Genomic DNA, 24,839 nt, shown 5'->3' with positions numbered 1-24,839 from the left:
ATCACCCTAGAGGCGAGAGCTTGGTTCGTGTCCCGGCGGCCACCCGGTTTCCCTGGCGACTTGGAGAACATTACACGCCCTCCGAGGGCCCGGAACAGGGGGGTACCTTAACCGCGTTCCCGCAGGTAGGGCCCCTGTTCCGGGCGCTGGGCGGAGATCAGCCCCCGACGCGGACGCCGGCGACCGTGCGCTTGCCCTTGCGGACCACGAGCCAGCGGCCGTGGAGCGCGTCGGAAGCGGCGGGCTTCCACTCCTCGTCGGCGATCTTCACGTTGTTCACGTACGCACCGCCTTCCTTCACGGTGCGCCGGGCCGCGCCCTTGCTGTCCACCAGTCCCCCGGCGATCAGCAGGTCGACGATCGTCGCGTCGCCTGCGGGCTCGACCTTGCCGTTCGGGACCTCGGCCATCGCCGCGTCGAGCGTCGGCGCGTCCAGCTCGGTCAGCTCGCCGCGGCCGAACAGCGCCTGGCTCGCCGCGATGACCTGGCGCGTCTGGTCCTCGCTGTGCACCAGGTTCGTGAACTCCTCGGCCAGCCGCTTCTGCGCGGCGCGCAGGTGCGGACGCTCCTCGGTGTCCTTCGCCAGCGCGTCGATCTCCTCGCGTTCGAGGAAGGTGAACAGGCGCAGGTAGCGGATGACGTCGGCGTCCCCGACGTTCACGAAGTACTGGTACCAGGCGTAGGGCGAGGTCAGCTCCGGGTCGAGCCACACGTTGCCGCCGCCGGTGGACTTGCCGAATTTGCGTCCCTCGGCGTCGGTGACCAGCGGCGCGGTCAGCGCGTGCGCGGTCCCGCCTTCGACGCGGCGGATCAGGTCCACGCCGCCGACCAGGTTGCCCCACTGGTCCGAGCCGCCGACCTGCAGCTTGCAGCCGTGCTTGCGGTACAGCTCCAGGTAGTCCTGCGACTGCAGCAGCAGGTAGCTGAACTCGGTGTAGGACATGCCGTCGCCCTCGAGCCGGCGCTTGACCGTCTCGCGGTTCAGCATCACGTTCACCGAGAAGTGCTTGCCGACGTCCCGGAGGAACTCCAGCGTGTTCTGCTTCCCGGTCCAGTCGAGGTTGTTCTCCACGATCGCGCCGGTCGGCGAATCGTCGAAGTCCACGAACCGCTCCAGCTGCCCGCGGATCCGCCCGGCCCATTCGGCGACGACGTCCAGGGTGTTCAGCGAGCGTTCCCCGTTGTCGCGGGGGTCGCCGATCATCCCGGTGGCTCCGCCGGCCAGCACGATCGGCCGGTGGCCGGCGCGCTGGAACCGCTTGAGCATCAGCAGCGGGACGAGGTTGCCGGCGTGCAGGCTGGGCGCGGTCGGGTCGAAGCCGCAATAGAGCGTGAGCGGGCCGTGGTCGAGTTCTCGGCGCAGGGCGTCGATGTCGGTGGACTGCGCGATCAGGCCGCGCCAGGACAACTCGTCAAGGATGTGCTCACTCACACCTGTAGATGATCCCCCACCAGGTCAAACGACTATCCCGCGGGTCGCACCTGGCGGCGTTTCCCGCCGCGGCGGTAGGTTGAGACCGCTGGTGAGCCGTCGACCCAGAACCGCCACGGCGTCTCCATCGCCATCGCGACGCCTACGCGCGGGCCGGTGCGCACGTTCTCCGTGGGGACGCGCTCGCCGGCCAGCAGCCGCACCGGCGATTCGGGGTCGGTGAGGTCGACGCCGTTCTGGTCCTTGGCGAGCCCCAGCACCGAGGTGAGGATGGCCGGGCCCTTGGCGAGTTCGCCGTTGCCGCGCGCGTTCGGCCGCCGCTTCCGCACGACGTCGGCGCCCTCGACCACCTCGCCGGCGCGCAGCAGCACCGCGCCCGGCTGGCCGTCCTCGGTGCCGACGACGTTCGCGCAGAAGTGCATGCCGTAGACGAAGTACACGTAGAGGTGCCCGGCCGGGCCCCACATCACGGCATTGCGCGGGGTTTTCCCGCGATAGCAATGCGACGCGGGATCGTCGAGCCCGCGATAGGCCTCGACCTCGACGAGCCGCACGCCGACCCGGCCTTCGGGCGCGTCGGCTTCGAGGACGGCACCGAGCAGCAGCCGAGCCAGGTCGACCGGGTCCAGTGCCAGTTCTTCGCGCCGGAACAACCGGTCCACACGCACTCCCCTCGTCAGGCTGCCAGCCTAACCAGCAGCCTGACGGCAGATCACTTCAGCCACTGCCGATGCGCCGCGACGCGCTCGACCAGGCGCTCCCGCTGCTCGGCGACCCGATCTGGCGCAGTGCCGCCGCGCGCGTCGCGGGAACGCACCGAGCCTTCGACGGTGAGCACCTCGCGCACCGCGGGCGTGAGCGCCGGGTTGATGGCCTGGAACTCCTCATCGGTCAGCTCGTCGAGCCCGACGCCTCGTGCCTCCGCGACCCGCACGCTCTCCCCCGCCGCCTCGTGCGCGACGCGGAACGGCACGCCCTTGCGCACCAGCCATTCGGCGATGTCGGTGGCCAGCGTGAACCCGGCGGGAGCCAGTTCGGCGAGCCGCTCGGTGTGGAAGGTGAGCGTGCCGAGCATTCCCGCGATCGCCGGGAAGAGCAGTTCCAGCTGTTCGACGGAGTCGAAGACCGGTTCCTTGTCCTCCTGCAGGTCGCGGTTGTACGCGAGCGGCTGCGCCTTGAGCGTGGCGAGCAGTCCGGTGAGGTTGCCGATCAGCCTGCCCGCCTTGCCCCGGGTCAGCTCCGCGACGTCCGGGTTCTTCTTCTGCGGCATGATCGAGCTGCCGGTGGCCCACGCGTCGTCGAGGGTGACGTAACCGAATTCGGCGGTGTTCCAGATGATCACCTCTTCGGCGATCCGCGACAGGTTCACCGCGAGCATCGCTACGGCGAACGCGAACTCGGCCACGAAATCGCGCGAGGCGGTGCCGTCGATCGAGTTCTCCACGCTGGTGTCGAAGCCCAGCTCAGTCGCCACGGCCTCCGGGTCGAGGCCGAGCGACGAACCAGCGAGCGCGCCCGAGCCGTACGGCGACTCGGCGGTGCGCGCGTCCCAGTCGCGCAGGCGGGAGACGTCGCGCAGCAGCGACTGGCCGTGCGCCATCAGGTGATGCGCGAGCAGAACTGGCTGCGCGTGCTGGAGGTGGGTGCGGCCGGGCAGGATCGCGTCCGGGTGCCGGGACGCCTGGGAAACCAGCGCGTCGACCACCTCGAGCGTGCCCGCGACGACCCGCCGCGCGGCGTCGCGCAGCCACATCCGGAACAGCGTCGCCACCTGGTCGTTGCGGGAACGGCCGGCGCGCAGCTTGCCGCCCAGTTCGGTGCCGGCGCGTTCAAGCAGACCGCGTTCGAGCGCGGTGTGCACGTCCTCGTCGGCGATCGTCGGCGTGAACGCGCCCGACGCGACGTCCTGCGCCAGCGTGTCGAGCGCGTCCAGCATCCCGGCCAGCTCCGCTTCGGTGAGCAACCCCGCTTTGCTCAGCACTCGGGCGTGCGCGCGCGATCCGGCGATGTCGTAGGGCGCAAGGCGCCAGTCGAAGTGGGTCGAAGCGCTCAGCGCCGCCATCGCCTCGGCCGGTCCGCTGGCGAACCGGCCGCCCCACAGCTGCACCGGCTGGTCTTTCCCGCTCACGTTCTGCCTCTCTCGCGTCCGGCGTCTCAGGACGCCTGGGTACTCAGGTGCTGGGTGCTCCCCAGCGGAGTCTGCCCGGTCCCCGGACGGTACCGCCGTCCGACCGGGCGAAGCCGCCTCCCGGGGAGGCCGGCCACGGTCGCGCTGCCCGCGTGCAGCACCAGCCGCACTTCGCCGGTCACGCGCTCCTGCGCCTGCCGCACGAACGCGTCGAGCGGCTCGCGCAGCGGCGAGAACCACAACCCGTCGTGGACCAGCTCGGCCCACCGGCGGTCGATGCCTTGTTTGAACCTGGCCAGATCACGGTCGAGGGTCACGGTTTCCAGCTCCTGATGCGCGGCGACGAGCACCGCCGCCCCCGGTGCGTCGTAGTCCTCGAACCGGCCTGCCCCGTGTGCCCCGGCCCGATGTCCGAGCCGCTGCACAGCCTCGGCGACGCTGACTGTCTCACCGTCGACCGCGACCGGCACGCCCTGGTCGAAGGTGACGACCACCTCGTCCGGCGAGCCGAAGTTCACCACGGCGTCCTCGGTGCAGCGGTAGCCGGATGTCACGGCCCGGCCCCACAAAGTCCGGCTGGTCGACAGCTCCTGCCCTGGGACCTCAAGCTCGATGATCTCCAGGTCCGGCGCGAGCGCCGAGAGCAAGCTGGACAACGCGTCGCCGCCGCCATGCGCGACGGCCGACGCGTTCCGGTCCCTGGCGGTCGCGACGAGCTGGCTCGCCAGCAACGGCCGGGCCAAAGCTTTCACCAACGGATTCCGGTCGACGATCAGCGCATTCGCTTGCAGCGCAAGCAAACAGTAGCCGTTCGCGAACTCCTCGCGGACATCCACGACTACTGTCTCGGCGGCTCCGCCAGCCGTCGCCTGCCGCCGGAGCGCGCACAAATCCGCGTCGCCGGAACCGAAATCCACCGCGACCGCGACCACTTCGCCTTGTCCCTTAAGGAGATTCAGCGCGGCGGAGGAGCCGTGCCCGCCCGGATAGGCAAACACGACCCGCCGGGTCACGGCTCATCCCCTTCCGCCGAACCCTGCGCGAGCGCGGTGAACCGTTCGGCCAGGTCGCGTCCGGTGAGCGGTTCGCGCGCGATCACCGCGACCGTGTCGTCGCCCGCGATGGACCCGACAACCTCCTCCAGCGCGGCCCGGTCGATCGCGCTCGCGAGGAACTGCGCGGCGCCCGGCGGGGTGCGCAGCACGGTGAGGTTGCCCGAAGAATCCGCCGACACCAGCAGTTCGGCGAGCAGCCGGGACAGCCGCGAGGTGCCGCCCTGCACGCCGCGGACGGGGCTGCCGTCCTCGGGGATGACGTAGACCGGCGCGCCCGAGTCGGCGCCGCGCAGCTTGACCGCGCCGAGTTCGTCGAGGTCGCGCGACAGCGTCGCCTGCGTGACGTCGATCCCCTCGGCGGCCAGCAGCCGCGCCAGCTCCGTCTGGCTGCGGATGGCCATCGTGGACACCAGCTCGGTGATCCGCGCCTGGCGCCCGACCCGGCTGCTGGTCATCGGCCGTTCTGCCCGAACAGCCAGACCAGCAGGGCTTTCTGCGCGTGCAGCCGGTTCTCCGCCTCGTCCCAGACCGCGCTGGCCGGGCCGTCGAGCACCTCGTCGGTGATCTCCCAGCCGCGGTGCGCGGGCAGGCAGTGCAGCACGATCGCCTCGTCGGCGGCGCGCTTCAGCAGCTCCGCGTTGATCTGCAGCGCGCGGAACGGGCCGACCCGGTCGAGGCCGTCGTTCTCCTGCCCCATCGACGTCCAGGTGTCGGTGACCAGCACGTCCGAGCCTTCGACGGCTTCGCGCGCGTCGGTGAAAACGGTCGCGCTGCCGCCGGTCTCCTCGCCGTGCTTCTTGGCGTCCAGCATCACCTGCTGGTCGGGCTGGAAACCCTCCGGCGACACGACGCGCACGTTCATCCCGGCCGTGGTGCCGCCGAGCAGCAGCGAATGCGCCATGTTGTTGGCACCGTCGCCGAGGTAGGTGAGCGTGAGCCCGGCGAGCTTGCCCTTGCGCTCGCGGATGGTCATCAGGTCCGTGAGCACCTGGCACGGGTGGAACTCGTCGGTGAGCGCGTTGACGATCGGGATCGACGCGACCGACGCCATCGAGTCGATCCGCTTCTGCGCGAAGGTGCGCCACACGACGGCGTCGACGTAGCGGGACAGCACGCGCGAGGTGTCCTCGATGGTCTCCTCGCGGCCGAGTTGCATCGAACGGCCGTCGACGATCACCGGATGCCCGCCGAGCTGGCTGATGCCGACCTCGAACGAGAACCGGGTACGGGTGGAGTTCTTCTCGAAGATCGCGGCCACCGTCTTGCCTGCCAGCGCCTTCGTGCCGAGCGGATCGGCTTTCAGCTGGTCGGCCAGGTCGAGCAGAGCGGTCTGCTCGGCCGGGGTGACGTCGTCGTCGCGGAGGAAGTGGCGGGGCATCAGGCGGGATCCTTCGTGGTGGTGGAATCGAGCGCGCCCGGGAGGGCGGCGAGGAAGCCGTGCGCCTGCTGCTCGTCGAGCACGAGCGGCGGGGCGAGCCGGACGGTGTCGGGGGCGACCGGGTTGACGAGGTAGCCCGCGTCCTGGGCGGCCTTCGCGACGGCCGCGGACACCGGTTCCCGCAGTCCGATGCCGAGCAGCAGCCCGGACCCGCGGACCCCGGAGACGAGCGGGTGCCCGAGCGCCTCGACGCCGGCGGCGATGTCCTTGCCGAGCGCCGAAACGTGGTCGAGCAGGTCGTCCCGGACGATCGTGCGCAGCACGGCGAGCCCGGCCGCGCAGCACACCGGGTTGCCGCCGAAGGTGGTGCCGTGCTGGCCCGGCTTGAGCAGATCGCCCGCCGCGCCGACGCCGATCACCGCGCCGAGCGGAAGCCCGCCGCCGAGCCCCTTCGCGAGCGTGATCACGTCCGGCACGACCCCGGCCTGCTGGAAGCCGAACCAGGTGCCGAGCCGGCCGATCCCAGTCTGCACCTCGTCGAGCACGAGCAGCGCCCCGGCCGCCTTGGTGATCTCGCGCGCGGCCTGCAGGTAGCCGTCCGGTGCCGGGATCACCCCCGCTTCGCCGAGTACGGGCTCCAAGAACACGGCGGCGGTTTCGCCGTCAACGGCTGCCCGCAACGCTTCGACATCGCCGTACGGAACGTGCGTGACGCCGGGAACCAGCGGCTCGAACGCCTCGCGCTTCGAGGGCTGCCCGGTGAGCGAAAGCGCGCCCATCGTGCGGCCGTGGAACGCGCCTTCCGCGGCGACGACCTTGCTGCGGCCGGTGAGCCGGGTGATCTTCAGCGCGGCCTCGTTCGCCTCCGCGCCGGAGTTGACGAACAGGACCTTGCCCTGCCCGCTGAGGCCCGCGACGTCGAGAAGCGTTTCGGCCAGTTCGACCGCGACCGGGTTCACGTACAGGTTCGACGTGTGCCCCAGCTTCGAGATCTGCTCCGTGACCGCGCGGACCACCTCGGGGTGCGCGTGGCCGAGCGCGTTCACCGCGATGCCGCCGACCAGGTCGACGTACTCGGCGCCGTCCGCATCCCACACTCGCGCGCCTTCGCCGCGCACGAGGGTCAGTCCCGGCGTTCCGTAGTTGTCCATGACGGCCGACTGCCAGTGCTGCTGACCGTCCGCATTGGACTTGAGAGTGCTCACGCGTGCTCCGTTCCGGAGGGCGCTGCCTCGGGCAGCACCATGGTCCCGATGCCGCGCGAGGTGAAGACCTCGAGCAGCACCGAATGGGCAAGCCTGCCGTCGATGACGTGGGCGCCGCGCACGCCGCCGCGCACCGCGCGCACGCACGCCTCCATCTTCGGGATCATGCCGCTGGCCAGGCCGGGCAGCATGCGTTCGAGACGGTCGACGGGGATCCGGTCGATCAGCGACGACCGGTCCGGCCAGTTGGCGTAAAGGCCTTCGACGTCGGTCAGCACGACGAGCTTTTCGGCGCCGAGCGCGGCGGCGAGCGCGCCGGCGGCGGTGTCGGCGTTGACGTTGTGCACCACGCCGTCGACGTCGGGGGCCACTGTGGAGACGACCGGGATGCGGCCGGCGTTCACGATGTCGAGCACCGCGTCCGGGTTCACCTCGGCGACCTCGCCGACGAGGCCGATGTCCACCTGCTCACCGTCCACAGTGGCCTGTTTGCGCTCGGCCGTGAACAGCCGCGCGTCCTCGCCGGAAATGCCGACCGCGTATGGCCCGTGCGCGTTGATCAGCCCGACCAGCTCGCGGCTGACCTGACCGACCAGCACCATCCGCACGATGTCCATGGTCTCCGGCGTGGTGACGCGCAGCCCGCCCTTGAACTCCCCCGGCACGCCGAGCCGGGACAGCATCGCGCTGATCTGCGGGCCGCCGCCGTGCACGACCACCGGATGCAGACCGGCCAGCCGCAGGAACACCATGTCCTCGGCGAAGGCGGCCTTCAGCTGATCGTCGATCATGGCGTTGCCGCCGTACTTGACCACGACGGTCGCGCCGTTGAACCTCTGCAGCCACGGCAGCGCTTCGATCAGCACGCCGGCCTTCTCGGCGGCGCTGGCGAGCCGTTCGTCGGCGGAGACGAGCCGCCTTTCGAGCTCGGTCATGACGAGTACGCGCTGTTCTCTTCGACGTAAGCGTGCGACAGATCCGTGGTGTAAATCGTGGCCTCGTCGGAGCCGACCCCGAGATCCACCACCACGTCGATGGCCCGCCCGGACAGGTCCGCCGCCGACCGGTCCTCGGCCGTCGTGCCGCCCGCGAACAACGTGACGCCGTTGATGGCGATCGACACCGTCTCCGGGTCGATCCGCGCCGGCGCGCGGCCGAGCGCCATCGCGATCCGGCCCCAGTTGGGATCGGACCCGAACAACGCGGTCTTGACCAGGTTGTCCTCGGCGATCGTGCGAGCCACGACAATCGCGTCAGCCTCGGACGCGGCACCCTTCACCGTGACGTCGACATCCTTGGTGGCGCCTTCGGAATCGGCCCGCAGCTGCAGCACCAGGTCGTGGCTGACCTTGGTGAGCAGCTCGGTCAGCTCGGCTTCGGTCGGCTCCACCCCGCTCGCCCCCGAGGCGAGAACGAGCACGGTGTCGTTGGTCGACGTGCCGCCGTCGACATCCAGTCGATCAAAGGTGACGTGCGTGGCGGCGCGCAAGGCCCGGTCGAGAGTTTCCTTGTCCACCACGGCATCCGTGGTCAGCACAGACAGCATCGTCGCCAGATTCGGCGCGAGCATCCCCGCGCCCTTGGCGAACCCGCCGGCGCTCCACCCGGATTCATGCTGAGCGAACGCCTGCTTCGGCTTGCTGTCCGTGGTCATGACGCCGGTAGCCGCGTTGAGCGCCGCTTCCGGACTGGCGTCCAGCGCCTTGACCGCACTGTCCACACCGGACAGAACCGCCGGCATCGGCAACCGCTCGCCGATCAGCCCGGTGGAACATACCGCGACCTCGATCGCCCCGGCGCCCAGCACTTCGGCGACCTTTTCGGCCGTGGCGTGCGTGTCCTGGAACCCGCCCGGCCCGGTAGCCGCATTCGCCCCGCCGGAGTTGAGCACGACGGCCTTCAGCTTCTGCTGCTTCAGCACTTCCTGCGACCACAGCACCGGCGCGGCCTTGATCACGTTGCGGGTGAACACCCCCGCCGCGACGTCGAGCGGGCCGTCGTTGACGACCAGCGTGAGGTCCAGCGCGCCGGATGCTTTGATCCCGGCAGCCACGCCCGCGGCGCGGAAACCCTTCGGTCCGGTGACGGTCACGGTGCCACTCCCACGGTGGAAAGTCCGGTGGCCTCGGGGAAACCGAGCGCCAGGTTCATCGATTGGACGGCACCGCCGGCGGTGCCCTTGGTGAGGTTGTCGATCGACGTGACGACGACGAGCCGTCCCGCGTCGGCGTCGATCCCGAGCTGGAGCTGGACGTTGTTCGACCCGACTGTGGCGGCGGTCGTCGGCCAGGCTCCTTCAGGCAGGACCTGGACGAACGGCTCAGCGCCATAAGCCTTCTCGTACACCGCGCGCACCGCGGCCACGTCGACGTCGCCCACGATCGGAGCACTCGCCGTCGTGAGAATGCCGCGCGGCATCGGCGCGAGCACCGGCGTGAACGAAACGGTCACCTGCTTGCCCGCCGCGGCCGAGAGGTTCTGCACGAACTCCGGCGTGTGCCGATGCGCACCAGCGACGCCGTACGCGCTCGCGTTGCCCATGACCTCGGACCCGAGCAGATTCGGCTTCAGGCTCTTGCCCGCGCCCGACGTCCCCGTCACCGACACCACGGTGACCGCGGGCTCGACCAGCCCCGCCGCCAGCGCGGGCGCCAACGCCAGCGATCCGCCCGTCGGGAAACAGCCGGGAACCGCGATCCGCTTGGTGCCCACGAGCTTCTCCCGCGCACCCGGCAGCTCCGGCATCCCGTACGGCCACTGCCCCGCGTGCTCGCCGGAGTACCAGCGCCGCCAGTCTCCCGCGTCGGCGAGCCGATGGTCGGCCCCGAGGTCGACCACCAGCACGTCCGGCCCGAGTTGCGCCGCGATCTCGGCCGAGTGGCCGTGCGGCAGCGCGAGGAACACGACGTCATGGCCCGCGAGCGTCTCCGCGCTGGTCTCGAGCAGCACGCGCCCGGCAAGCGGCACGAGGTGCGGCTGGTGCGTGCCCAGCGTCGTCCCCGCACTGCTCGCCGCCGTGAGCGCGCCGATCTCGACCTCGGGATGGGTCAGCAGCAGGCGCAGCAGTTCGCCGCCGGCGTACCCGCTGGCACCGGCCACCGCGATCTTCACCGTCATACGAATGATTATGCACGAGCGTGCAAGCTCAAACAAAGAGGGTTTGCTCACCCTGGCCGTCCCCTCCCCAGGACTTCCGTGGTTCTCGAACGTTATTCAGCCGCTTTTCGCTGTTGAGGCGTGCGGGATCGGCCTGATCGCCGGTCTGACGACACAGTTCGCGCACGCCACAGTTCGCCGCCCGGCCCTGTATCGCGGCGGCAGAACTTCCGCCCACCGCGAGACTCGCGCAGCACCCTGGTCACCCGGACGGCACGTGCGCCGTCCGATCCGGTGCCGAGGTTCGGCCATGCCCAGGCCATCCTGCGCCAAGCCACGCACCCAGGACCCGTGCCACCCAACCCGGCGTCGAGTCCATCCGCCCAGACGGCCCAGCGCCAGTCCATCCGGCACCCAGTCGGTCCGCCACGCTCCGCGTACAAGAGCGCCCAGTCCCGTCCGGCGAGCAGGCAACGCCACGCCGGGCCCGCGTCGGGATGCGAACCCGGCGGGCGATCGTCAGTCCGCTCCCTCCTCCGCTTCGCGCAGACTCGGCGGGGTCGGCAGATGATTTCCCGGATGTTCCGGATCGCAGCCGACCCGGGGCAGGCGAGCCCGGATCCCGCCCGGCGTCCGGGCGAAATGCCGGGCCAGCTCGGTCACCGAGTCTCCGGCGAGCCAGCGGGCCTCGAGGTCCGCGTCCATCTCGTCGGTCCACGGCCTGCCCTGCTGAGCCGGGCGTCCGCGCGATCTTCGCCGCGTGCCGCCGCCCGCGAACGTGCGCAGGCTCGTGTCGAGCAGCTCCGCGACGGTCGCCACGGACGTCACGTCGAGGTCGAGTCTGCCCTCGACGACGGGTTCGCCGTCCGTTCGCTCTCCGCCGACCGTGACGGTGACTCGCTCCGGCTCGCCGTCCTCGGTGCGGGTGATGACGGCGACCTGGTACTGGATATCTCCTGACCGGACCTCGGTCCGGTGCTCCTGAATGATCGTCATGGCCGCGAACGTATCCGCGACCCCCGACAATTTTCGATCACTTAACGCGATCGGGTGACTGCGGTCCGAAATTGTCAGACCCCCGCCGTAGCGTCCCCGGCGACCACGAAAACGACCGAGGGGGATCGGTGAACCAGCGGGAAAGACGGAAAAGAACAGTGCCCCGGCCGAGCGGACCAGACCGGGGCACGGGGAGAAACAGCTCAGAAGCGCGGCAGCCCGGCAAGCAGGCTCTGCTTCTGCTCCGCCGCGGCCTTCGCCAGGGCATCAGCCTTCTGCTGCGCGCCGGACGCGACCGGAGACGGAACCGGCTGCGGCACCGAAGCGCACTGCGCGTCCGAGCGGTCGGCGCGCACCCGCTTGGGCAAAGCTCCGGTGGCGAGGTAGTCGGCGACCTTGTCGTCCACGCACGCCACTCCGGACAGAGATCCGGCGTGCGTCGTCCCGCCGGGCGCGCTCACGAGACTCGAACGCGGGTAGCGCTTGCGCACTTCGAGGCTGCCCGCGTACGGCGTGGCCGCGTCGAGTTCTTCGCTGATCAGCAGCGCGCCGCTCACCTTCGACCCGTCGATGTCCACCGGCTTTCCGGGCTTCGCGGGCCAATTAAGGCAAGTCGCGTTGTACCAGGTGTTGCTCCAGGTCTCGAAAGGCGCACGGGCGTGGGTGGCCCACGCGTCGCGGCGCCAGCGGTTCCAGTCCTGCGGCCACTGCGTGTCGGTGCACTGCACCGCGCTGTACACCGCGTAGCCGTTGTCGTCGCCGGGCGCGTTCGACTTGTCGTACAACGCCTTCAGCGTCTGCCAGTCGCCGCGGTGCACCCAGCCGTCGAACGCCTTGGCCATGTCCTCCCAGCCGAACACGTAGTAGCCGGCCTGCAGGAAGACGTCGGTCCACTCGTCGCCGCCGATCACGCCGCCCGCCGGGTTCCGGTCGAGCTTCCGCTGTTGCGCGTACCAGAGCTTCTCGACCGCCGAACCGGTCTTGCCGAGGTGGTAGACGTCGTCGTACTTCGCGAGCCAGTCGAAGTAGACCTTGATGTTGCGGTCGAAGGCGACGTCCTGGTCGAGATTGGCCTCGTACCAGACCTTGCGCGGATCGACGTTCCCGTCGAGCACCATCCGGCGCATCCGCTCCGGGTACAGCGTGCTGTAGACCTGCCCGAGGTAAGTGCCGTAAGAGAAGCCGTAGTAGTTGATCTGTTTCTCGCCCAGCGCCTTGCGGAGGCTTTCCAGGTCCTGCGCGACATCAGTGGTCTTGATGTGCTGCAGCAGCGGGCCGTTCTTCGCGCAGGCCTTGGCATAGCCTTCCGTGCGGGCACGCCAGGTGCTCTCCAGCTGCGGCGTGGCCGGCACGTAAGCCGGGCGGGCGGGTGCGAAGTAGTTCCCGTCGCACGTGAGAGCCGGTTTGCTGGAGCCGACGCCGCGAGGATCAAAGCCGATCCAGTCGTAGCTGTCGCCGGCACGTTTGGGCACGTTCCGGCCGAGCACCGAAAGGCCGAGCCCGGAGCCTCCCGGGCCGCCCGGGTTCACCAGCATCACGCCCTGGTACTTCGCGGTCTTGTGCTTCACCCGCGAGACGGCGATCTGCACTTTTTGGCCGGACGGCTGCGCGTAGTCCATCGGAACCACCAGGAATCCGCATTCGGCACCCGCCTGGGCGAGACTCGGCGAGGAACACTTTCCCCACTTGATCGGCGGCGGCGCGTAGCCCGGCCCATTGGGCTGCGCCGCGGTGGCGGCGGGTGCGACAGCCAGCGTTCCGGCCGCGACAGCGGCGGCGGCCAGTGCGGTGACGATTTTCCTCACAGTGGTCCTTTGCGTCCGACAGCAACCCGGGCTCGTCGAAGCTACCGGCTGCGCGGCAGAATCTCGTTTCCCGACACGAGCTGCGCTGTCGCCCGATCGTCGGGATCCGAGACGACGGAGGTGGCCCTCGGTGCAGGCAGGCGAAGCGTTGGTCACGGCGGTGCGAACCGGGCTCGCCGAACTGGCCGACCCGGTCAAAGCACCGGAAATGCAGGCGTACATGAAGTCCGCGATGCCGTTTCGCGGAGTGCCGAAACCGCCGCGCGGCAAGCTCGTCAGAGCTGTTCTGGCCGAGCATGTTCTGCCCGATCGAGTGACGTTCACCGAGACCGTGCTCGCCTTGTGGCGGGAGGCGGAGTACCGCGAGGAGCGGTACGCGGCGATCGATCTGTCCGGGCATCGTGCCTATCGGCAGTGGCAGGACCCGGAACTGCTGCCGATGTACGAAGAGCTGATCGTCACCGGGGCGTGGTGGGACTACGTCGACGAGGTCGCGATCCGCCGGGTCGGGCCGATCCTGCGCGGGCACCGGGCGGACGTCACGCCTGTCCTGCGCCGCTGGATGACAGACGCCGATCGCTGGCGCCGGCGAACGGCGGTGATCTGCCAGGTCAGCGCGAAGGACGAAGTGGACCAGGAGCTGCTGGCCGACGCGATCGAGGCGAACCTCGACGACCGGGATTTCTTTCTGCGCAAGGGAATCGGCTGGGCGCTGCGGGATCACGCCCGCGCCGAGCCGGAGTGGGTCCGTGCGTTCGTGCGGGCGCACCCGGGCTTGTCCCCACTGTCCGCACGGGAGGCGATGAAGCACCTCAGGTGAAGTGAACCGTTCGAGACACAAGAAAGGAGGGTGCCATGACACCAGCGCTCCCCCGCCCCGGCTGACCGGCCGGTGGCCGGAGCGCGGGGCGGGGACAACGCCGGAATCAGGCGCGGAGTGTCGCTCCGAAGCGCTCGCCGGCAGCGGCTACCGCGGCGTCGCGGGACTTGGTGGCCTCGTCGACGGTGAGGGTGCGGTCCGCGGCGCGGAAGCGGAGCTTGTACGCCAGGGAACGCTTGCCGTCGCCGAGCTGCTCGCCGGTGTAGACGTCGAAGAGAGTGATCTCCTCGAGCAGTTCGCCCGCACCTTCGCGGAGCACGTCGGCGAGGTCGGCGGACGGGACGTCCGTGCCGGCGACCAGGGCGACGTCCAGCAGCACCGGCGGGTAGGCCGAGATGCTGGGCGCCGGACGGGAGTCGGGCAGCGGGATCGCGTCCAGGTCGAGTTCCATGGCGACCGTGCGCGGCGGCAGGCCGAGGGCTTCGACGACCTTCGGGTGCAGTTCGCCCGCGTGGCCGACCGGCCAGTCGCCCACGCGCAGCTGGGCGCAGCGGCCCGGGTGCCACGGCAGCAGGTCGGCGGCCTGCACGGTGAGCTGCACGCCGGCGGCCTCGGCCACCAGGCGCGCGGCCTGCACGGCGTCGGCCCAGCCTGCCTGGTCGCCCTTGCCCCACCAGCCGGCGCGCGGGCGCTGGCCGCTGAGGACGGCGGCGACGTGCACCGGCTGCGCGGGCACGGCCTCCTCCAGCACGGCGAGGTCCTCGTCGCTCGGGCGGTGCTCGACGCCGAGGTCCGGGACCTTGAGCTGGTTCGGCTTCGGCAGCACGACCTGGCCGATCTGGAAGAGCGACACGTCCTTCAGGCCGCGGGACACGTTGCGCTGCAGCGTCTCCAGCAGGCCGGGCAGGAGGGTGGTCGCCATCCGGTCGTGGTCGGCTTCGAGCGGGTTCCGGACGCGCACCGTCTTGCGGCGGATGTCGTCCTCGGGGAGGCCGAAGGCGTCCCACACCGCGTCGCCGACGAACGGGAACGGGCGCACCTCGACGTAGCCCGCCTCGGCGAGCGCGCCGGACACCGCGCGGCTGCGGCGCTGCGCGTCGGAGAGGCCGCGGCCCGCGGGCGCGGCGGGCAGGACCGACGGGATGCTGTCGTAGCCCTCGAGCCGCAGGACCTCCTCGACGAGGTCGGCCGGCTGGACGAGGTCGCCGCGCCAGCTCGGCGGGGTCGCGGTGACCAGGCCGACGCCCTGGTCGCTCGTGCTGAGCTGGACCTTGCAGCCGATCTGGCCGAGCCGCCGCACCGTGACGCCGCGTTCGTAGCGCACGCCGGCGACCTGGTCGGGCAGGTTGATCGGCATGGTCACCGGGGCGTGCGGGGCGACGCCGCCGACGTCGGTGCGGCCAGGGCGGATCGCGCCCTCGCCGTACTGGCGCAGCAGCCGTGCGGCGAGTTCCACCGCGGCCGCGCACAGCGCCGGGTCGGTGTAGCGCTCGAAGCGCTTCGCCGCCTCGGAGAACAGCTTGTGCCGGCGCGCGGTGCGGCTGATCGACGCCGGGTTCCAGTGCGCCGCCTCGAGCAGCACGTCGGTGCTCTCCGGCGTGATCTCCGTGCTGGCGCCGCCCATCGTGCCGGCGAGGGAGATGACGCCGCTGTCGTCGGCGATCACGATGTCGTCCGCGTCGAGGGTGCGCTCCACGTCGTCGAGCGTGGTGAGCTTCTCCCCGGCCTTCGCGCGGCGCACCACCAGGTCGCCCTGGATGGAGCCGGTCGCGAACGCGTGCAGCGGGTGGCCCAGTTCGAGCATCACGTAGTTGGTGACGTCGACCGCGAGCGAGATCGACCGGATGCCGGCCAGCATCAGCCTGCGGCGGATGCGCCACGGCGTCGGCGCGGTCGCGTCGAGACCGGTGACGCGGCGGAGCACGAACCGCGGGCAGCCTTCGGGGTCCTCGACCCGCACCGGCCACGCCTCGCCCTCGGCTTCCGGGAAGTTGTCGAGCATCGCCGGGTCGCCGAAGGGCACGTCGAGCGCGTTCGACAGTTCGCGCGCCAGGCCGCGGACCGACAGCGCGTAGCCGCGGTCCGGGGTCGGCGTGACCTCGATGACCGTGTCGTCGAGGCCGAGCAGTTCCGTCGCGTCGTCGCCCGGGCTCGCGGTGCCCGGCGGGAGAACGAGGATGCCGCTGTGGTCGTCGCCGAGGCCGAGTTCGGCCGCCGAGCAGATCATGCCGTCGCTGATCTTGCCGTAGGTCTTGCGCGCGGCGATCTCGAAGTCGCCCGGCAGGACCACGCCCGGCAGAGCGACCACGACGAGGTCGCCCTCGGCGAAGTTGCTCGCGCCGCAGACGATGCCGCGCGTCTTGATGCCGTGCGGGCCCTCGTTCTCGAGCGGGCCGTCGTCCTCGTCGTCGTCCTCTTCGGACAGTTCCGCGTCGTCGGGCTCCGGGTCGGGTTCCTCGCCGACCTCGACGCGGCAGAACCGCACCGGCTTCTTGAAGCCGGTCAGCTCCTCGATCTCCGCGACGCGGCCGACCACGAGCGGGCCGGTCACCGGGCCGAGCTTGCTCAGCTCGTCGACCTCGATCCCGATCCGCACGAAGGCGTCGGCCAGGTCCTGCGGCGTGACGTCGGCATCCACTTCGAGATGCTCGGTCAGCCAGCTCACCGGGACTCGCACTACGCCTCCGTTCCGAAGGGAAGGGTGAACCGGACGTCGCCTTCGACCATGTCGCGCATGTCCGGGATGCCGTTGCGGAACTGCAGCGTCCGCTCGATGCCCATGCCGAACGCGAAGCCGGAGTAGACGTCGGAGTCGACGCCGCAGGCGCGCAGCACGTTCGGGTTGACCATGCCGCAGCCGCCCCATTCGACCCAGCCGGGGCCGCCCTTCTTCTCCTCGAACCAGACGTCGACCTCCGCCGACGGCTCGGTGAACGGGAAGAAGTGCGGGCGCAGCCGCGTCGTGGAGCGCTCGCCGAACATCGCGCGGGCGAACGCGTCGAGCGTGCCCTTGAGGTGCGCCATGGTGAGGCCCTTGTCGACGGCGAGGCCCTCGACCTGGGTGAACACCGGCGTGTGCGTGGAGTCGAGTTCGTCGGTGCGGTAGGTGCGGCCCGGGCACACGACGTACACCGGCAGGTCGCGGTGCAGCAGGCTGCGGGCCTGCACCGGCGAGGTGTGCGTGCGCAGCACGAGGCCGGAACCTTCCTCGCCGACGTAGAACGTGTCCTGCAACTGGCGCGCCGGGTGGTCCTTGCCGAAGTTCAGCGCGTCGAAGTTGAACCACTCGGCTTCGAGTTCGGGCCCTTCGGCGACTTCGTAGCCCATGGCGACGAAGACGTCGGCGATGCGCTCGGACAGCGTGCTGATCGGGTGCCGGGCTCCGCGCGGGACCTGGTCCCACGGCAGCGTGACGTCGACGGCCTCCTCGCGGAGCACGCGCTCGTCGCGCTCGGCCTGCAACGCGGCGCGGCGCGCGTCGAACGCGGACTGCACCGCCTGGCGGGCCTCGTTGACGCGCTTGCCGGCGTCGGCCTTCTCCTGCTTGGGCAGCGCGGCGATCTCCCGGCGCGCGAGCAGCACCGGCGACTGGTCCCCGAGATGGGCCGGTTTGACGGCGGCGAGCGCGTCCAGGTCGGCCGCGCCGGCGAAGGCGTCCTCGGCCGCCTTGATCGCCGCGCGCAGGGTCTCCGGTGCGAGCACGTCGACCGGCTGTTCTGTGGCTCCGGACATGACTCCTCGGCGTCCGCTGGGACTGGTGTTGTCGGCGGCACGCGGGCATGCCGCCGCACGTGCACATCGGGCAGCTCAGTCTAGGGGATCGGGCTCCAGGCCCAGCCGCTCACCCTCCGCTTCCGGAGCCGTTGCGCCGGATCCGCCCCGTGATCACGACCGACCGTCGCCGCGGACTCGAACGGTGGTCAGCGGATCAGGTGAGCAGCGCGCCCCGACCGGCTTGCCGCGGACGCCGGCCCTGCGCGGCGAGGGCGAGGGCCGGGACGACGGAGGCGCCGTGCTTGACGGGCGAATCCTCGCGGCCGTCCGGCAAGTGGGGTGCCGGGTTGACGGCGAGGACCGACAAGGGGGCTGCCAAGTTCCGTGTCAGGCAGGCGAACCGGCCACGGCATCGCCGCTCAGCCGGAATCAGCGCCGCCAGGAGCTCGCGGCTGACTTCATTTCCTCGTCACCGGCTTCATCTCGACTTCATTTGTGAAGCGCGGCTGAGACAGCGGACTGGGCTGGCGGCGATTCGAGACGGTGCCGAACCCCGTGGGACCCGGCAGATGTCACCGAATGGCACTAAATGTCACTAGTGACGTCACCCCCTGGGCCGTAAGTTCAAGCGAGCGGACGGAGTATCGGCGGGCTGGCCCGATTCGGTCAGCCATGAGACGTGCTCGCCGCGGGAGGGACGAATGGCCACCCAGCCGGACGGTCGGGACGAGAACGAACAGGACAAGCCCGAGGCGGGTGCTTCCGTGTCTCGCGAGCGACTGCTCAGCGCGGAGTGCCGTTGCTGCGGGGCGGCTGTCGAAGTGGCCGGGACGGGGCGTCGCCCTCGGTACTGCTCGGCGGCGTGCCGGCAAAAGGCGTGGGCTCTGCGGAAGGCGGCCGAGCAACTCGGTCAGGACCCGCCCGGACCGGCCGTGGTGCGGGAGGTCGTTGCCCGCGAGCGCACCCGGACGGTGCGGGAGGTGCGCGCGCCGAGGCACGTCGCGGAGTGGATCGACCACCTCCACGCCCTCCATCTCCAGCTTCTGGCCGCGGAGGCCCGCGGCCGGACCGGCGAGTGGGTGCTCCACCAAGACCTCGCCGCCATGCTGTCGGTGACGCTCGCCGCGCTCGGCAGGATGGACCGGTCGATCGACTGGGCGCAGCTGCCGGTGCGACCTCGCCAGAAGAGAGCCTGAGTTTCATCAGAACGAAACATCGTCGATGAAACCGCGTAAGAATTCGGCTCCAAGGCTCTTACATCCCATGTCGGGACCTCGCGCTCCCGGCGTGAGAGTGGGCGGGACGCCTGATGCGACCAGGCGCCCCGCCCGTGTCCTCCCAGGAAGGAGCCTCGGTCGGACATGGTGAAGAGTGCAGAGCCGGGCAGTCATGACGGAGTCCTGGCGACGAAACAGCCGGTCAACAGCCGGAGGGCCGAAATTCGTTGTCTGGCGACGCGGACGGCGGACGACCCTGGCGCGCCGAATGCGCTGGCCGGGGCCCGACGACGCGAGTGGCGGACCTCGCGCAGGCGACGAGCATGACCGGCCGCAAGGATCGGGTTCACCAGCTCGACATCTCCCAGGAAAACCAGTCTGCTGCCGGACCGCACCGGCGTAGCCGCGCACCTGCTGGGCCTGATCGCAGTGACCCCGCCGCGCCGTGGAGCGTCATCGACGGCTGGGTTCGCGACGGCAAGATCCGCCGGGACGCGCTGATCGCGCTCGCACTGGTGCTGATCGCTGTCGTAGGCATCGTGGCCGCGGTCACCGGCGCACTGGGCCCGCTGATCGGCGGCTTGGCGGGCAGCCCCGTCGCCCGGGTCGTCGCCGGAGGCGTGTCCGTGGCCGGGCTGGCGGGTTACGGCGGCGTGCGGCTGCACCGGCGGCGGGCGCGGCGGGGCGGGCGCGCACACCCGAGGCGCGCCGGACAACCCGCCCGACAACGGCAGTGAGAGCGGCACGAAACCCGAGACTGACTCTTGAGCGGCATCGACGTGAGACACCCCGGGACCCGCAGAAGATCGACAGGTCCTCGAATCCGCGACCTGAACGGCACCAGCAGCGATGCACCCCAGGAATTGCCGGACCCGAGCAGCCGACGTGGCTGGCCAGCCGGAGTCAGAGGCCGAAGACAGCAGTCACCTGACGGAAAAGATCGTCCTCCGTCGTAGCCGTATCCACCTCGACCGTCGGCAACCCCAGGCGCGTCGTCTCATCCCGAAGGCGGTCGGTGAACATCCGATCCCGCGAAGCCAGGTTGCGGGCAGCCCGCTCCGGATCGCTGGTCTGCCACACGAAACCCTCCCCCGGCACGCTCCGGCTCTCGATGGCAGCAGCGCGGAACTCCGCCGTGGGAAGCAACCACACAGCCTGCCCCACCGTGGCCAACTGCTCGACAAGGTGTGGCAGCAACCGGAAACCCTCGACGACGCACGGTTCCGGCGGCAGGCGGAGGAGATCCTCGACGATCAGGCCGAAGCCCTCGCCCCGGAACCAGTGGAACGTCTCCAGCATGACGGCCGGGGACCGGCGCACCCAGCGTTCGTCCATGTCCATGGCCAGGAAGGCGTGCAAGTACGGCGCAGTGTCGGGGGTGGTGCGAGCGACGTGCGCGCGCATGGTGTCGTCGGTCGCGTAGTGGTGCCAGCCGTAGCGGGCGGCGAGGCGGCGGGAGATCGTTGATTTGCCTGCGCCGGGGGCGCCGCCGATCCAGTAGACGTGCCGGAGGTCCTGCACGGGGGTCAGCGGTGCGCGGCCATCGCTGCGGTGTAGACGCAGACGGCGGCGGCGGTAGCGAGGTTGAGGCTTTCGGCCTTGCCGTACAACGGGATTCGGACTGCTTCGTCGACAGCGGACAGGACGTCCGAGGGCAGGCCGTGGGCTTCGTTGCCGAAGATCCACGCCACGGGGTCTCCGAAGCGGACAGTCTCCAGCGACGTCGAGGCGTACCCGTGTGCGGCGAGCGTCCGGAGGCCGGCTGAGCGCAGTGCGGTCAGGACCGACGGGATGTCGCGGGCGCGGGCCAGCGGGATGTGGAACGTCGAACCGGCGGCGGCGCGGACGCTTTTGCCGTTGTGCGGGTCGACGGTGTCGCCGGCCAGGACCACCGCGTCGGCTCCGGCGGCGTCGGCTACGCGGATCACGGTGCCCGCGTTGCCGGGTTCGGCGACGTCCACCAGGACGACTACCAGCCGGGCGGAGGCCAGGACCGTCTCCAGTGGACGGTCGACCAGCGAGCAGACCGCGATGATTCCTTGCGGCGTCACGGTTTCCGACAGGCCCGCAGCGGCCCGGTCGGTGATCGGCGACACGCGGGGGGCCGACTCCACCAAAGCGGGGTGTGCGGCGGCGGCTCGTTCGGTGACGAACAGCTCGTGGACTGTTCCGTGCGCGAGGGCCGACGTGACCGCGTTGGCTCCTTCGGCCAGGAAGCGGCCGGTTTTCTCGCGTTCGGCGCGACGGGTCAATTTGCGCGCAGCAACGACCCGGGGGGTCCGTTCGGTGAACGGATCCGCCCCGGGCCGGAAGATGCTGCCGGTCAGGCCGACTTCGCTTCGCCGGTCGTGACGTTCGCCTTGGCCAGCTCCGCGAGCGCGGTGAAGGCGGCGGCGTCGTTGACCGCGAGGTCCGCGAGGATCTTGCGGTCCACCTCGACACCGGCGGCCTTCAGGCCCTGGATGAACCGGTTGTAGGTGACGCCGTTGGCGCGAGCGGCCGCGTTGATGCGGGTGATCCACAGCTGGCGGAAGTCACCCTTGCGCGCGCGGCGGTCGCGGTAGGCGTAGTTGAGCGAGTGGAGCGTCTGCTCCTTGGCCTTGCGGTACAGCCGCGAACGCTGGCCGCGGTAACCGCTGGCCAGTTCGAGAGTCGCGCGACGCTTCTTCTGGGCGTTGACCGCCCGCTTGACGCGTGCCACTGGTCCATCCTGTCGAATTCGGGGGGTGCGAGGACCCCGGGGTGGTCGGGAAAGGGTGCGGGCCTCAGCGGCCGAGCAGGCGCTTCACTCGGCTGACGTCGTTCTGGGCGACCTCGGTGGTGCCCTCGAGACGACGGGTGAGGCGGTTGGACTTCTTCTCCATCAGGTGGCGGCGGCCGGCCTTCTGGCGACGCAGCTTGCCCGAACCGGTGATGCGGACCCGCTTCGACGTGCCCTTGTGCGTCTTCATCTTCGGCATGCTTGTTTGTCCTCTTCCGTGCGGCGGCACACCGGAAAACCCGGTGTGCCGCTGACTGTGCTGGTCGGCGCTGGGGCGCTACGCCTCGGGAGCCGGTTCGGCCGATTCGGCTCGCGCCGCCTTCGGCTTCACGTTCTTGTGCGGGGCCAGCACCATGATCATGTTGCGTCCGTCCTGCTTCGGCGACGATTCCACGAAGCCGAGCTCGGTGACGTCGTCGGCGAGCTTCTGCAGAAGCCGGAAACCGAGTTCCGGCCGGGACTGCTCGCGACCGCGGAACATGATCGTGACCTTGACCTTGTTGCCCGCCGCCAGGAACCGCGACACGTGACCCTTCTTGGTCTCGTAGTCGTGCTGGTCGATCTTCGGCCGCAGCTTCTGTTCCTTGATGACGGTCAGATGCTGGTTCCGCCGGGAGTCGCGGGCTTTCTGCGCGCTCTCGTACTTGAACTTGCCGAAGTCCATGAGCTTGGCCACGGGCGGGCGGGCCTGCGGGGCCACCTCGACGAGGTCGAGATCCGCCTCCTGTGCAAGCCGCAGCGCATCCTCGATCCGGACGATGCCGACCTGCTCGCCGTTAGGGCCGACGAGCCGGACTTCCGGCACCCGGATGCGGTCGTTGATGCGTGTCTCGGAGCTGATGGGGCCTCCTTGGTCCGAGTTGTGCTTTCTCGTTTCGACCTGGTGCCCACATGACTCAGGCCCCGCCTCCGGCTGCTGCCGGTGCACGGGGCCCGCTCTGTCTCCGATCGCGCCCGGCCGCATGGCCGAACGCTTCGCCTCCGCAGTACGCTGCCGCAATGGCAGGCACTCCTTCGGCGAGACCGGACCCGGACACCTGAAGCGGTGAGACGGGTGGGAGCGGGGCTCCACTTGCCGCCCCCGATCGCTCGGGAGCTGGTCGCACGTGGAAGGGTACCAGACGTGCCTGAACAACCTTCGCCACCGCCCCCGTATTCCCCCGACGACCGCGGGCTCGAGGAGATCCCGAGCGTCGAGGTCATCAGCCGCGCCGCGGTGATGCTGCTGTCCGCGGGAGCCGAACGCCTCGGCCTCGCCGACGCCGACCCGGAGAACTCGCCGCACCGCGACCTCGACGAGGCGCGCCGCCTGATCACCGCGCTGGCCGGCCTCGTCACCTCCTCCGCGGAGTACCTCGGCCTGCACGCCGGGCCGCTGCGCGACGGGCTGCAGTCGCTGCAGAAGGCGTTCCGCGAGGCGTCCGCCGTGCCGGATCCGCCGGGCCAGGGCCCGGGCGAGAAGTACACCGGGCCGGTTTACTGAGCCCTCAGCGTTTCCGAAAGGCCCGCTCCGCACTGCCGGGGCGGGCCTTCGTCGTTCCCGGCCATTGCGGAAGGCCGTGAGCGACATCTAACATGTTAGATGTGAGTGCACTCCCCAAGGTCTCCCGGCCGCTGCTGCGCGACGAGGCGTACGAGCGCATCCGGCACGCCATCATCGACGGCAGCTTCCCGCCGGGCACTCCCCTGCGCGACGCCGATCTCGCCGAGCAGCTCGGGCTCTCCCGCGCCCCGGTCCGGCAGGCGCTGCTGCGGCTGGCCGAGGACCGGCTGGTCGTGTCCAAGCCGCAGAGCTACACGAAGGTCGCCGAGTTCGTCGCCGACGACGTCCGCGACGCGGTCCGGCTGGTCCGCGCGCTGCACGAGCTGGCAGTGCGCGAAGCACTCCCCCGGCTCGGCGAGCAGCAGATCGCGGAAATGCGCACGGCCAACGAACGGTTTCGCGCGGCGGTCGCCGAGGGGGACGTCGGCAGGGCGATCGAGGCGGACGACGAGTTACACGACATCCCGGTGCGAGCGTGCGGCAACCGGGCGGTCGCGGCGACGCTCGACCGGTACACGCCGTTGCTGCGCCGCCTCGAATACGCGCGGTTCAGCTCGTTGCCCGCGCACCGTTCGGTGACCCGGCACGAGGAACTCATCGCCGCGTTCGAAGCCGGCGACGAGGCCGCTGCCGCACAGCTCACTTCAACGATTTGGACCGACCTCGAAGCCCTCCTGGAGGACGCGTGAGCCTGGCTGATTTCCCCCGTTTCCCGTTGCTCGTCGGGCCTTCGCCGGTGCACCGGCTGGACCGGCTGACCGAACACCTCGGCGGCGCGGCCGTCTGGGCCAAGCGCGAGGACCTCAACTCCGGCCTCGCGTACGGCGGCAACAAGACGCGCAAGCTGGAGTATCTCGTCGCCGACGCGCTCGCCAAGGGCGCGGACACGCTCGTCTCGATCGGCGGCGTGCAGTCCAACCACACGCGGCAGGTGGCGGCCGCGGCGGCGCGGGCGGGGATGAAAGCCGTGCTGGTGCAGGAAAGCTGGGTCGACTGGACCGATCCGCTGCACGACAAGGTCGGCAACATCCAGCTGTCGCGGATCCTCGGCGCGGACGTCCGGCTCGTCGACGCGGGCTTCGGCATCGGCTTCAAGGAGAGCTGGGAGCAGGCGCTCGCGGAGGTCGAGGCGAACGGCGGCACGCCGTACGCGATCCCGGCTGGGGCTTCGGATCACCGGCTCGGCGGGCTGGGGTTCGCGAACTGGGTGCTGGAGCTGGAAGAACAGGAACGCGAGCTGGGCGTTTTCTTCGACACTGTGGTGGTTTGCTCGGTCACCGGGAGCACGCAGGCGGGGATGATGGCCGGGGCGGCGGTGAGCGGGAAGCCGCGGCGGATCCTGGGGATCGACGCGTCGGCGAAGCCGGACGAGACGCGCGAGCAGATCGGGCGGATCGCGAAAGGCACGGCGGAGCTGGTCGGGGCCGGGGCGGTGGGAGACGTCGAACTTGACGAGCGGTATCACGCTGGGGTGTACGGGATTCCGGACGAGCGGACGCTTGAGGCGATCCGTACTGCGGCGCGGATGGAAGGCATGATCACCGACCCGGTGTACGAGGGGAAGTCGATGGCCGGGCTCATCGATCTCGTGCGCACCGGTGAGATCGCGAAGGACTCGAACGTGTTGTACGCGCATCTCGGCGGGCAGCCTGCGATCAACGCGTATACGAGCGTGCTGGGCTGACGCCG

Annotated in this window: 25 protein-coding genes; 6 read left to right on the top strand and 19 right to left on the bottom strand. The window is 70.4% G+C overall.

The window, feature by feature from the left end:
- Positions 1-157: 157 nt before the first annotated feature.
- The 12 genes from tyrS to ACFSVL_RS27565 all read right to left on the bottom strand — a co-directional run bounded on the left by tyrS (position 158) and on the right by ACFSVL_RS27565 (position 13,095).
- A complete protein-coding gene (gene tyrS, locus ACFSVL_RS27620; RefSeq protein WP_378308469.1) occupies positions 158-1,432 on the bottom strand; it encodes a tyrosine--tRNA ligase in 1,275 nt (424 codons plus the stop codon).
- Between the two features lie 32 nt (positions 1,433-1,464).
- Positions 1,465-2,100: a DNA-3-methyladenine glycosylase gene (locus ACFSVL_RS27615; protein ID WP_378308468.1), complete on the bottom strand. Its 636-nt coding sequence runs from the start codon at positions 2,098-2,100 to the stop codon at positions 1,465-1,467.
- Between the two features lie 44 nt (positions 2,101-2,144).
- Complete coding sequence (argH, locus tag ACFSVL_RS27610) at positions 2,145-3,560, bottom strand: argininosuccinate lyase (RefSeq protein ID WP_378308467.1); 1,416 nt, start codon at positions 3,558-3,560, stop codon at positions 2,145-2,147.
- A 26-nt stretch (positions 3,561-3,586) separates the two neighbouring features.
- Positions 3,587-4,573, bottom strand: a complete 987-nt coding sequence (locus ACFSVL_RS27605; protein ID WP_378308466.1) for an argininosuccinate synthase domain-containing protein — start codon at positions 4,571-4,573, stop codon at positions 3,587-3,589.
- Positions 4,570-5,070, bottom strand: a complete 501-nt coding sequence (locus ACFSVL_RS27600; RefSeq protein ID WP_116204179.1) for an arginine repressor — start codon at positions 5,068-5,070, stop codon at positions 4,570-4,572. Before ACFSVL_RS27600 ends, ACFSVL_RS27605 begins: the two co-directional genes overlap by 4 nt.
- Positions 5,067-5,993, bottom strand: coding sequence for an ornithine carbamoyltransferase (gene argF, locus ACFSVL_RS27595; RefSeq protein WP_378308465.1), 927 nt, complete (start codon positions 5,991-5,993; stop codon positions 5,067-5,069). The genes ACFSVL_RS27600 and argF overlap by 4 nt, the downstream gene beginning before the upstream one ends.
- Entirely contained in the window at positions 5,993-7,198 is a 1,206-nt protein-coding gene (locus ACFSVL_RS27590; RefSeq protein WP_378308464.1) for an acetylornithine transaminase, read from the bottom strand. The genes argF and ACFSVL_RS27590 overlap by 1 nt, the downstream gene beginning before the upstream one ends.
- Positions 7,195-8,133 carry an acetylglutamate kinase gene (gene argB, locus ACFSVL_RS27585; RefSeq protein WP_378308463.1) on the bottom strand — a complete coding sequence of 313 codons (939 nt, stop codon included), beginning with the start codon at positions 8,131-8,133 and terminating at the stop codon, positions 7,195-7,197. Before argB ends, ACFSVL_RS27590 begins: the two co-directional genes overlap by 4 nt.
- Positions 8,130-9,290: a bifunctional glutamate N-acetyltransferase/amino-acid acetyltransferase ArgJ gene (gene argJ / locus ACFSVL_RS27580; protein WP_378308462.1), complete on the bottom strand. Its 1,161-nt coding sequence runs from the start codon at positions 9,288-9,290 to the stop codon at positions 8,130-8,132. The genes argB and argJ overlap by 4 nt, the downstream gene beginning before the upstream one ends.
- Entirely contained in the window at positions 9,287-10,315 is a 1,029-nt protein-coding gene (gene argC, locus ACFSVL_RS27575; protein ID WP_378308461.1) for an N-acetyl-gamma-glutamyl-phosphate reductase, read from the bottom strand. The genes argJ and argC overlap by 4 nt, the downstream gene beginning before the upstream one ends.
- Positions 10,316-10,813: 498 nt before the next feature.
- The gene (locus tag ACFSVL_RS27570) at positions 10,814-11,290 is read right to left on the bottom strand and encodes a helix-turn-helix domain containing protein (protein ID WP_378308460.1); all 477 of its coding nucleotides are present in this window, start codon (positions 11,288-11,290) and stop codon (positions 10,814-10,816) included.
- A 203-nt stretch (positions 11,291-11,493) separates the two neighbouring features.
- Positions 11,494-13,095: an alpha/beta hydrolase gene (locus ACFSVL_RS27565; RefSeq protein WP_378308459.1), complete on the bottom strand. Its 1,602-nt coding sequence runs from the start codon at positions 13,093-13,095 to the stop codon at positions 11,494-11,496.
- A 130-nt stretch (positions 13,096-13,225) separates the two neighbouring features.
- Here ACFSVL_RS27565 and ACFSVL_RS27560 point away from each other — a divergent pair, with 130 nt between their 5' ends.
- Positions 13,226-13,915 (top strand): DNA alkylation repair protein, encoded by a 690-nt coding sequence (locus ACFSVL_RS27560; RefSeq protein WP_378308458.1) that lies wholly within the window; start codon positions 13,226-13,228, stop codon positions 13,913-13,915.
- A gap of 106 nt (positions 13,916-14,021) precedes the next feature.
- Here ACFSVL_RS27560 and pheT read toward each other — a convergent pair whose 3' ends face one another.
- Positions 14,022-16,592, bottom strand: coding sequence for a phenylalanine--tRNA ligase subunit beta (pheT, locus tag ACFSVL_RS27555; protein ID WP_378308457.1), 2,571 nt, complete (start codon positions 16,590-16,592; stop codon positions 14,022-14,024).
- Positions 16,592-17,647, bottom strand: a complete 1,056-nt coding sequence (gene pheS, locus ACFSVL_RS27550) for a phenylalanine--tRNA ligase subunit alpha (RefSeq protein ID WP_378308456.1) — start codon at positions 17,645-17,647, stop codon at positions 16,592-16,594. Before pheS ends, pheT begins: the two co-directional genes overlap by 1 nt.
- Positions 17,648-18,330: 683 nt before the next feature.
- On the opposite strand from pheS, the gene ACFSVL_RS27545 reads away from it, so the two are divergent.
- Together ACFSVL_RS27545 and ACFSVL_RS27540 are read left to right on the top strand one after the other, a co-directional pair.
- Positions 18,331-18,825 carry a hypothetical protein gene (locus tag ACFSVL_RS27545; RefSeq protein WP_378308455.1) on the top strand — a complete coding sequence of 165 codons (495 nt, stop codon included), beginning with the start codon at positions 18,331-18,333 and terminating at the stop codon, positions 18,823-18,825.
- A 344-nt stretch (positions 18,826-19,169) separates the two neighbouring features.
- Positions 19,170-19,583 carry a hypothetical protein gene (locus ACFSVL_RS27540; protein WP_378308454.1) on the top strand — a complete coding sequence of 138 codons (414 nt, stop codon included), beginning with the start codon at positions 19,170-19,172 and terminating at the stop codon, positions 19,581-19,583.
- 166 nt (positions 19,584-19,749) lie between these two features.
- Here ACFSVL_RS27540 and ACFSVL_RS27535 read toward each other — a convergent pair whose 3' ends face one another.
- The 5 genes from ACFSVL_RS27535 to infC all read right to left on the bottom strand — a co-directional run bounded on the left by ACFSVL_RS27535 (position 19,750) and on the right by infC (position 22,448).
- Positions 19,750-20,367, bottom strand: coding sequence for an AAA family ATPase (locus ACFSVL_RS27535; protein ID WP_378308453.1), 618 nt, complete (start codon positions 20,365-20,367; stop codon positions 19,750-19,752).
- A 5-nt stretch (positions 20,368-20,372) separates the two neighbouring features.
- Entirely contained in the window at positions 20,373-21,161 is a 789-nt protein-coding gene (locus tag ACFSVL_RS27530; protein WP_378308473.1) for a TrmH family RNA methyltransferase, read from the bottom strand.
- Between the two features lie 8 nt (positions 21,162-21,169).
- Positions 21,170-21,547 (bottom strand): 50S ribosomal protein L20, encoded by a 378-nt coding sequence (gene rplT / locus ACFSVL_RS27525; protein WP_009079612.1) that lies wholly within the window; start codon positions 21,545-21,547, stop codon positions 21,170-21,172.
- 64 nt (positions 21,548-21,611) lie between these two features.
- Positions 21,612-21,806 carry a 50S ribosomal protein L35 gene (gene rpmI / locus ACFSVL_RS27520; protein WP_009079615.1) on the bottom strand — a complete coding sequence of 65 codons (195 nt, stop codon included), beginning with the start codon at positions 21,804-21,806 and terminating at the stop codon, positions 21,612-21,614.
- Positions 21,807-21,884: 78 nt separating this feature from the next.
- Complete coding sequence (gene infC / locus ACFSVL_RS27515; RefSeq protein WP_378308472.1) at positions 21,885-22,448, bottom strand: translation initiation factor IF-3; 564 nt, start codon at positions 22,446-22,448, stop codon at positions 21,885-21,887.
- Positions 22,449-22,730: 282 nt separating this feature from the next.
- On the opposite strand from infC, the gene ACFSVL_RS27510 reads away from it, so the two are divergent.
- The 3 genes from ACFSVL_RS27510 (at position 22,731) to ACFSVL_RS27500 (ending at position 24,834) form a co-directional block, all read left to right on the top strand.
- Positions 22,731-23,090 carry a DUF1844 domain-containing protein gene (locus ACFSVL_RS27510; protein ID WP_378308452.1) on the top strand — a complete coding sequence of 120 codons (360 nt, stop codon included), beginning with the start codon at positions 22,731-22,733 and terminating at the stop codon, positions 23,088-23,090.
- Positions 23,091-23,191: 101 nt separating this feature from the next.
- The gene (locus ACFSVL_RS27505; protein ID WP_378308451.1) at positions 23,192-23,839 is read left to right on the top strand and encodes a GntR family transcriptional regulator; all 648 of its coding nucleotides are present in this window, start codon (positions 23,192-23,194) and stop codon (positions 23,837-23,839) included.
- A complete protein-coding gene (locus ACFSVL_RS27500) occupies positions 23,836-24,834 on the top strand; it encodes a 1-aminocyclopropane-1-carboxylate deaminase (RefSeq protein WP_378308450.1) in 999 nt (332 codons plus the stop codon). Before ACFSVL_RS27505 ends, ACFSVL_RS27500 begins: the two co-directional genes overlap by 4 nt.
- Positions 24,835-24,839: the final 5 nt, after the last annotated feature.

This window comes from Amycolatopsis silviterrae (assembly GCF_042684085.1).
Classification (GTDB): Bacteria; Actinomycetota; Actinomycetes; order Mycobacteriales; family Pseudonocardiaceae; genus Amycolatopsis; species Amycolatopsis silviterrae.
Note: the sequence above shows the minus strand (reverse complement) of the source record. Positions and strands in the feature narration are given on the sequence as shown.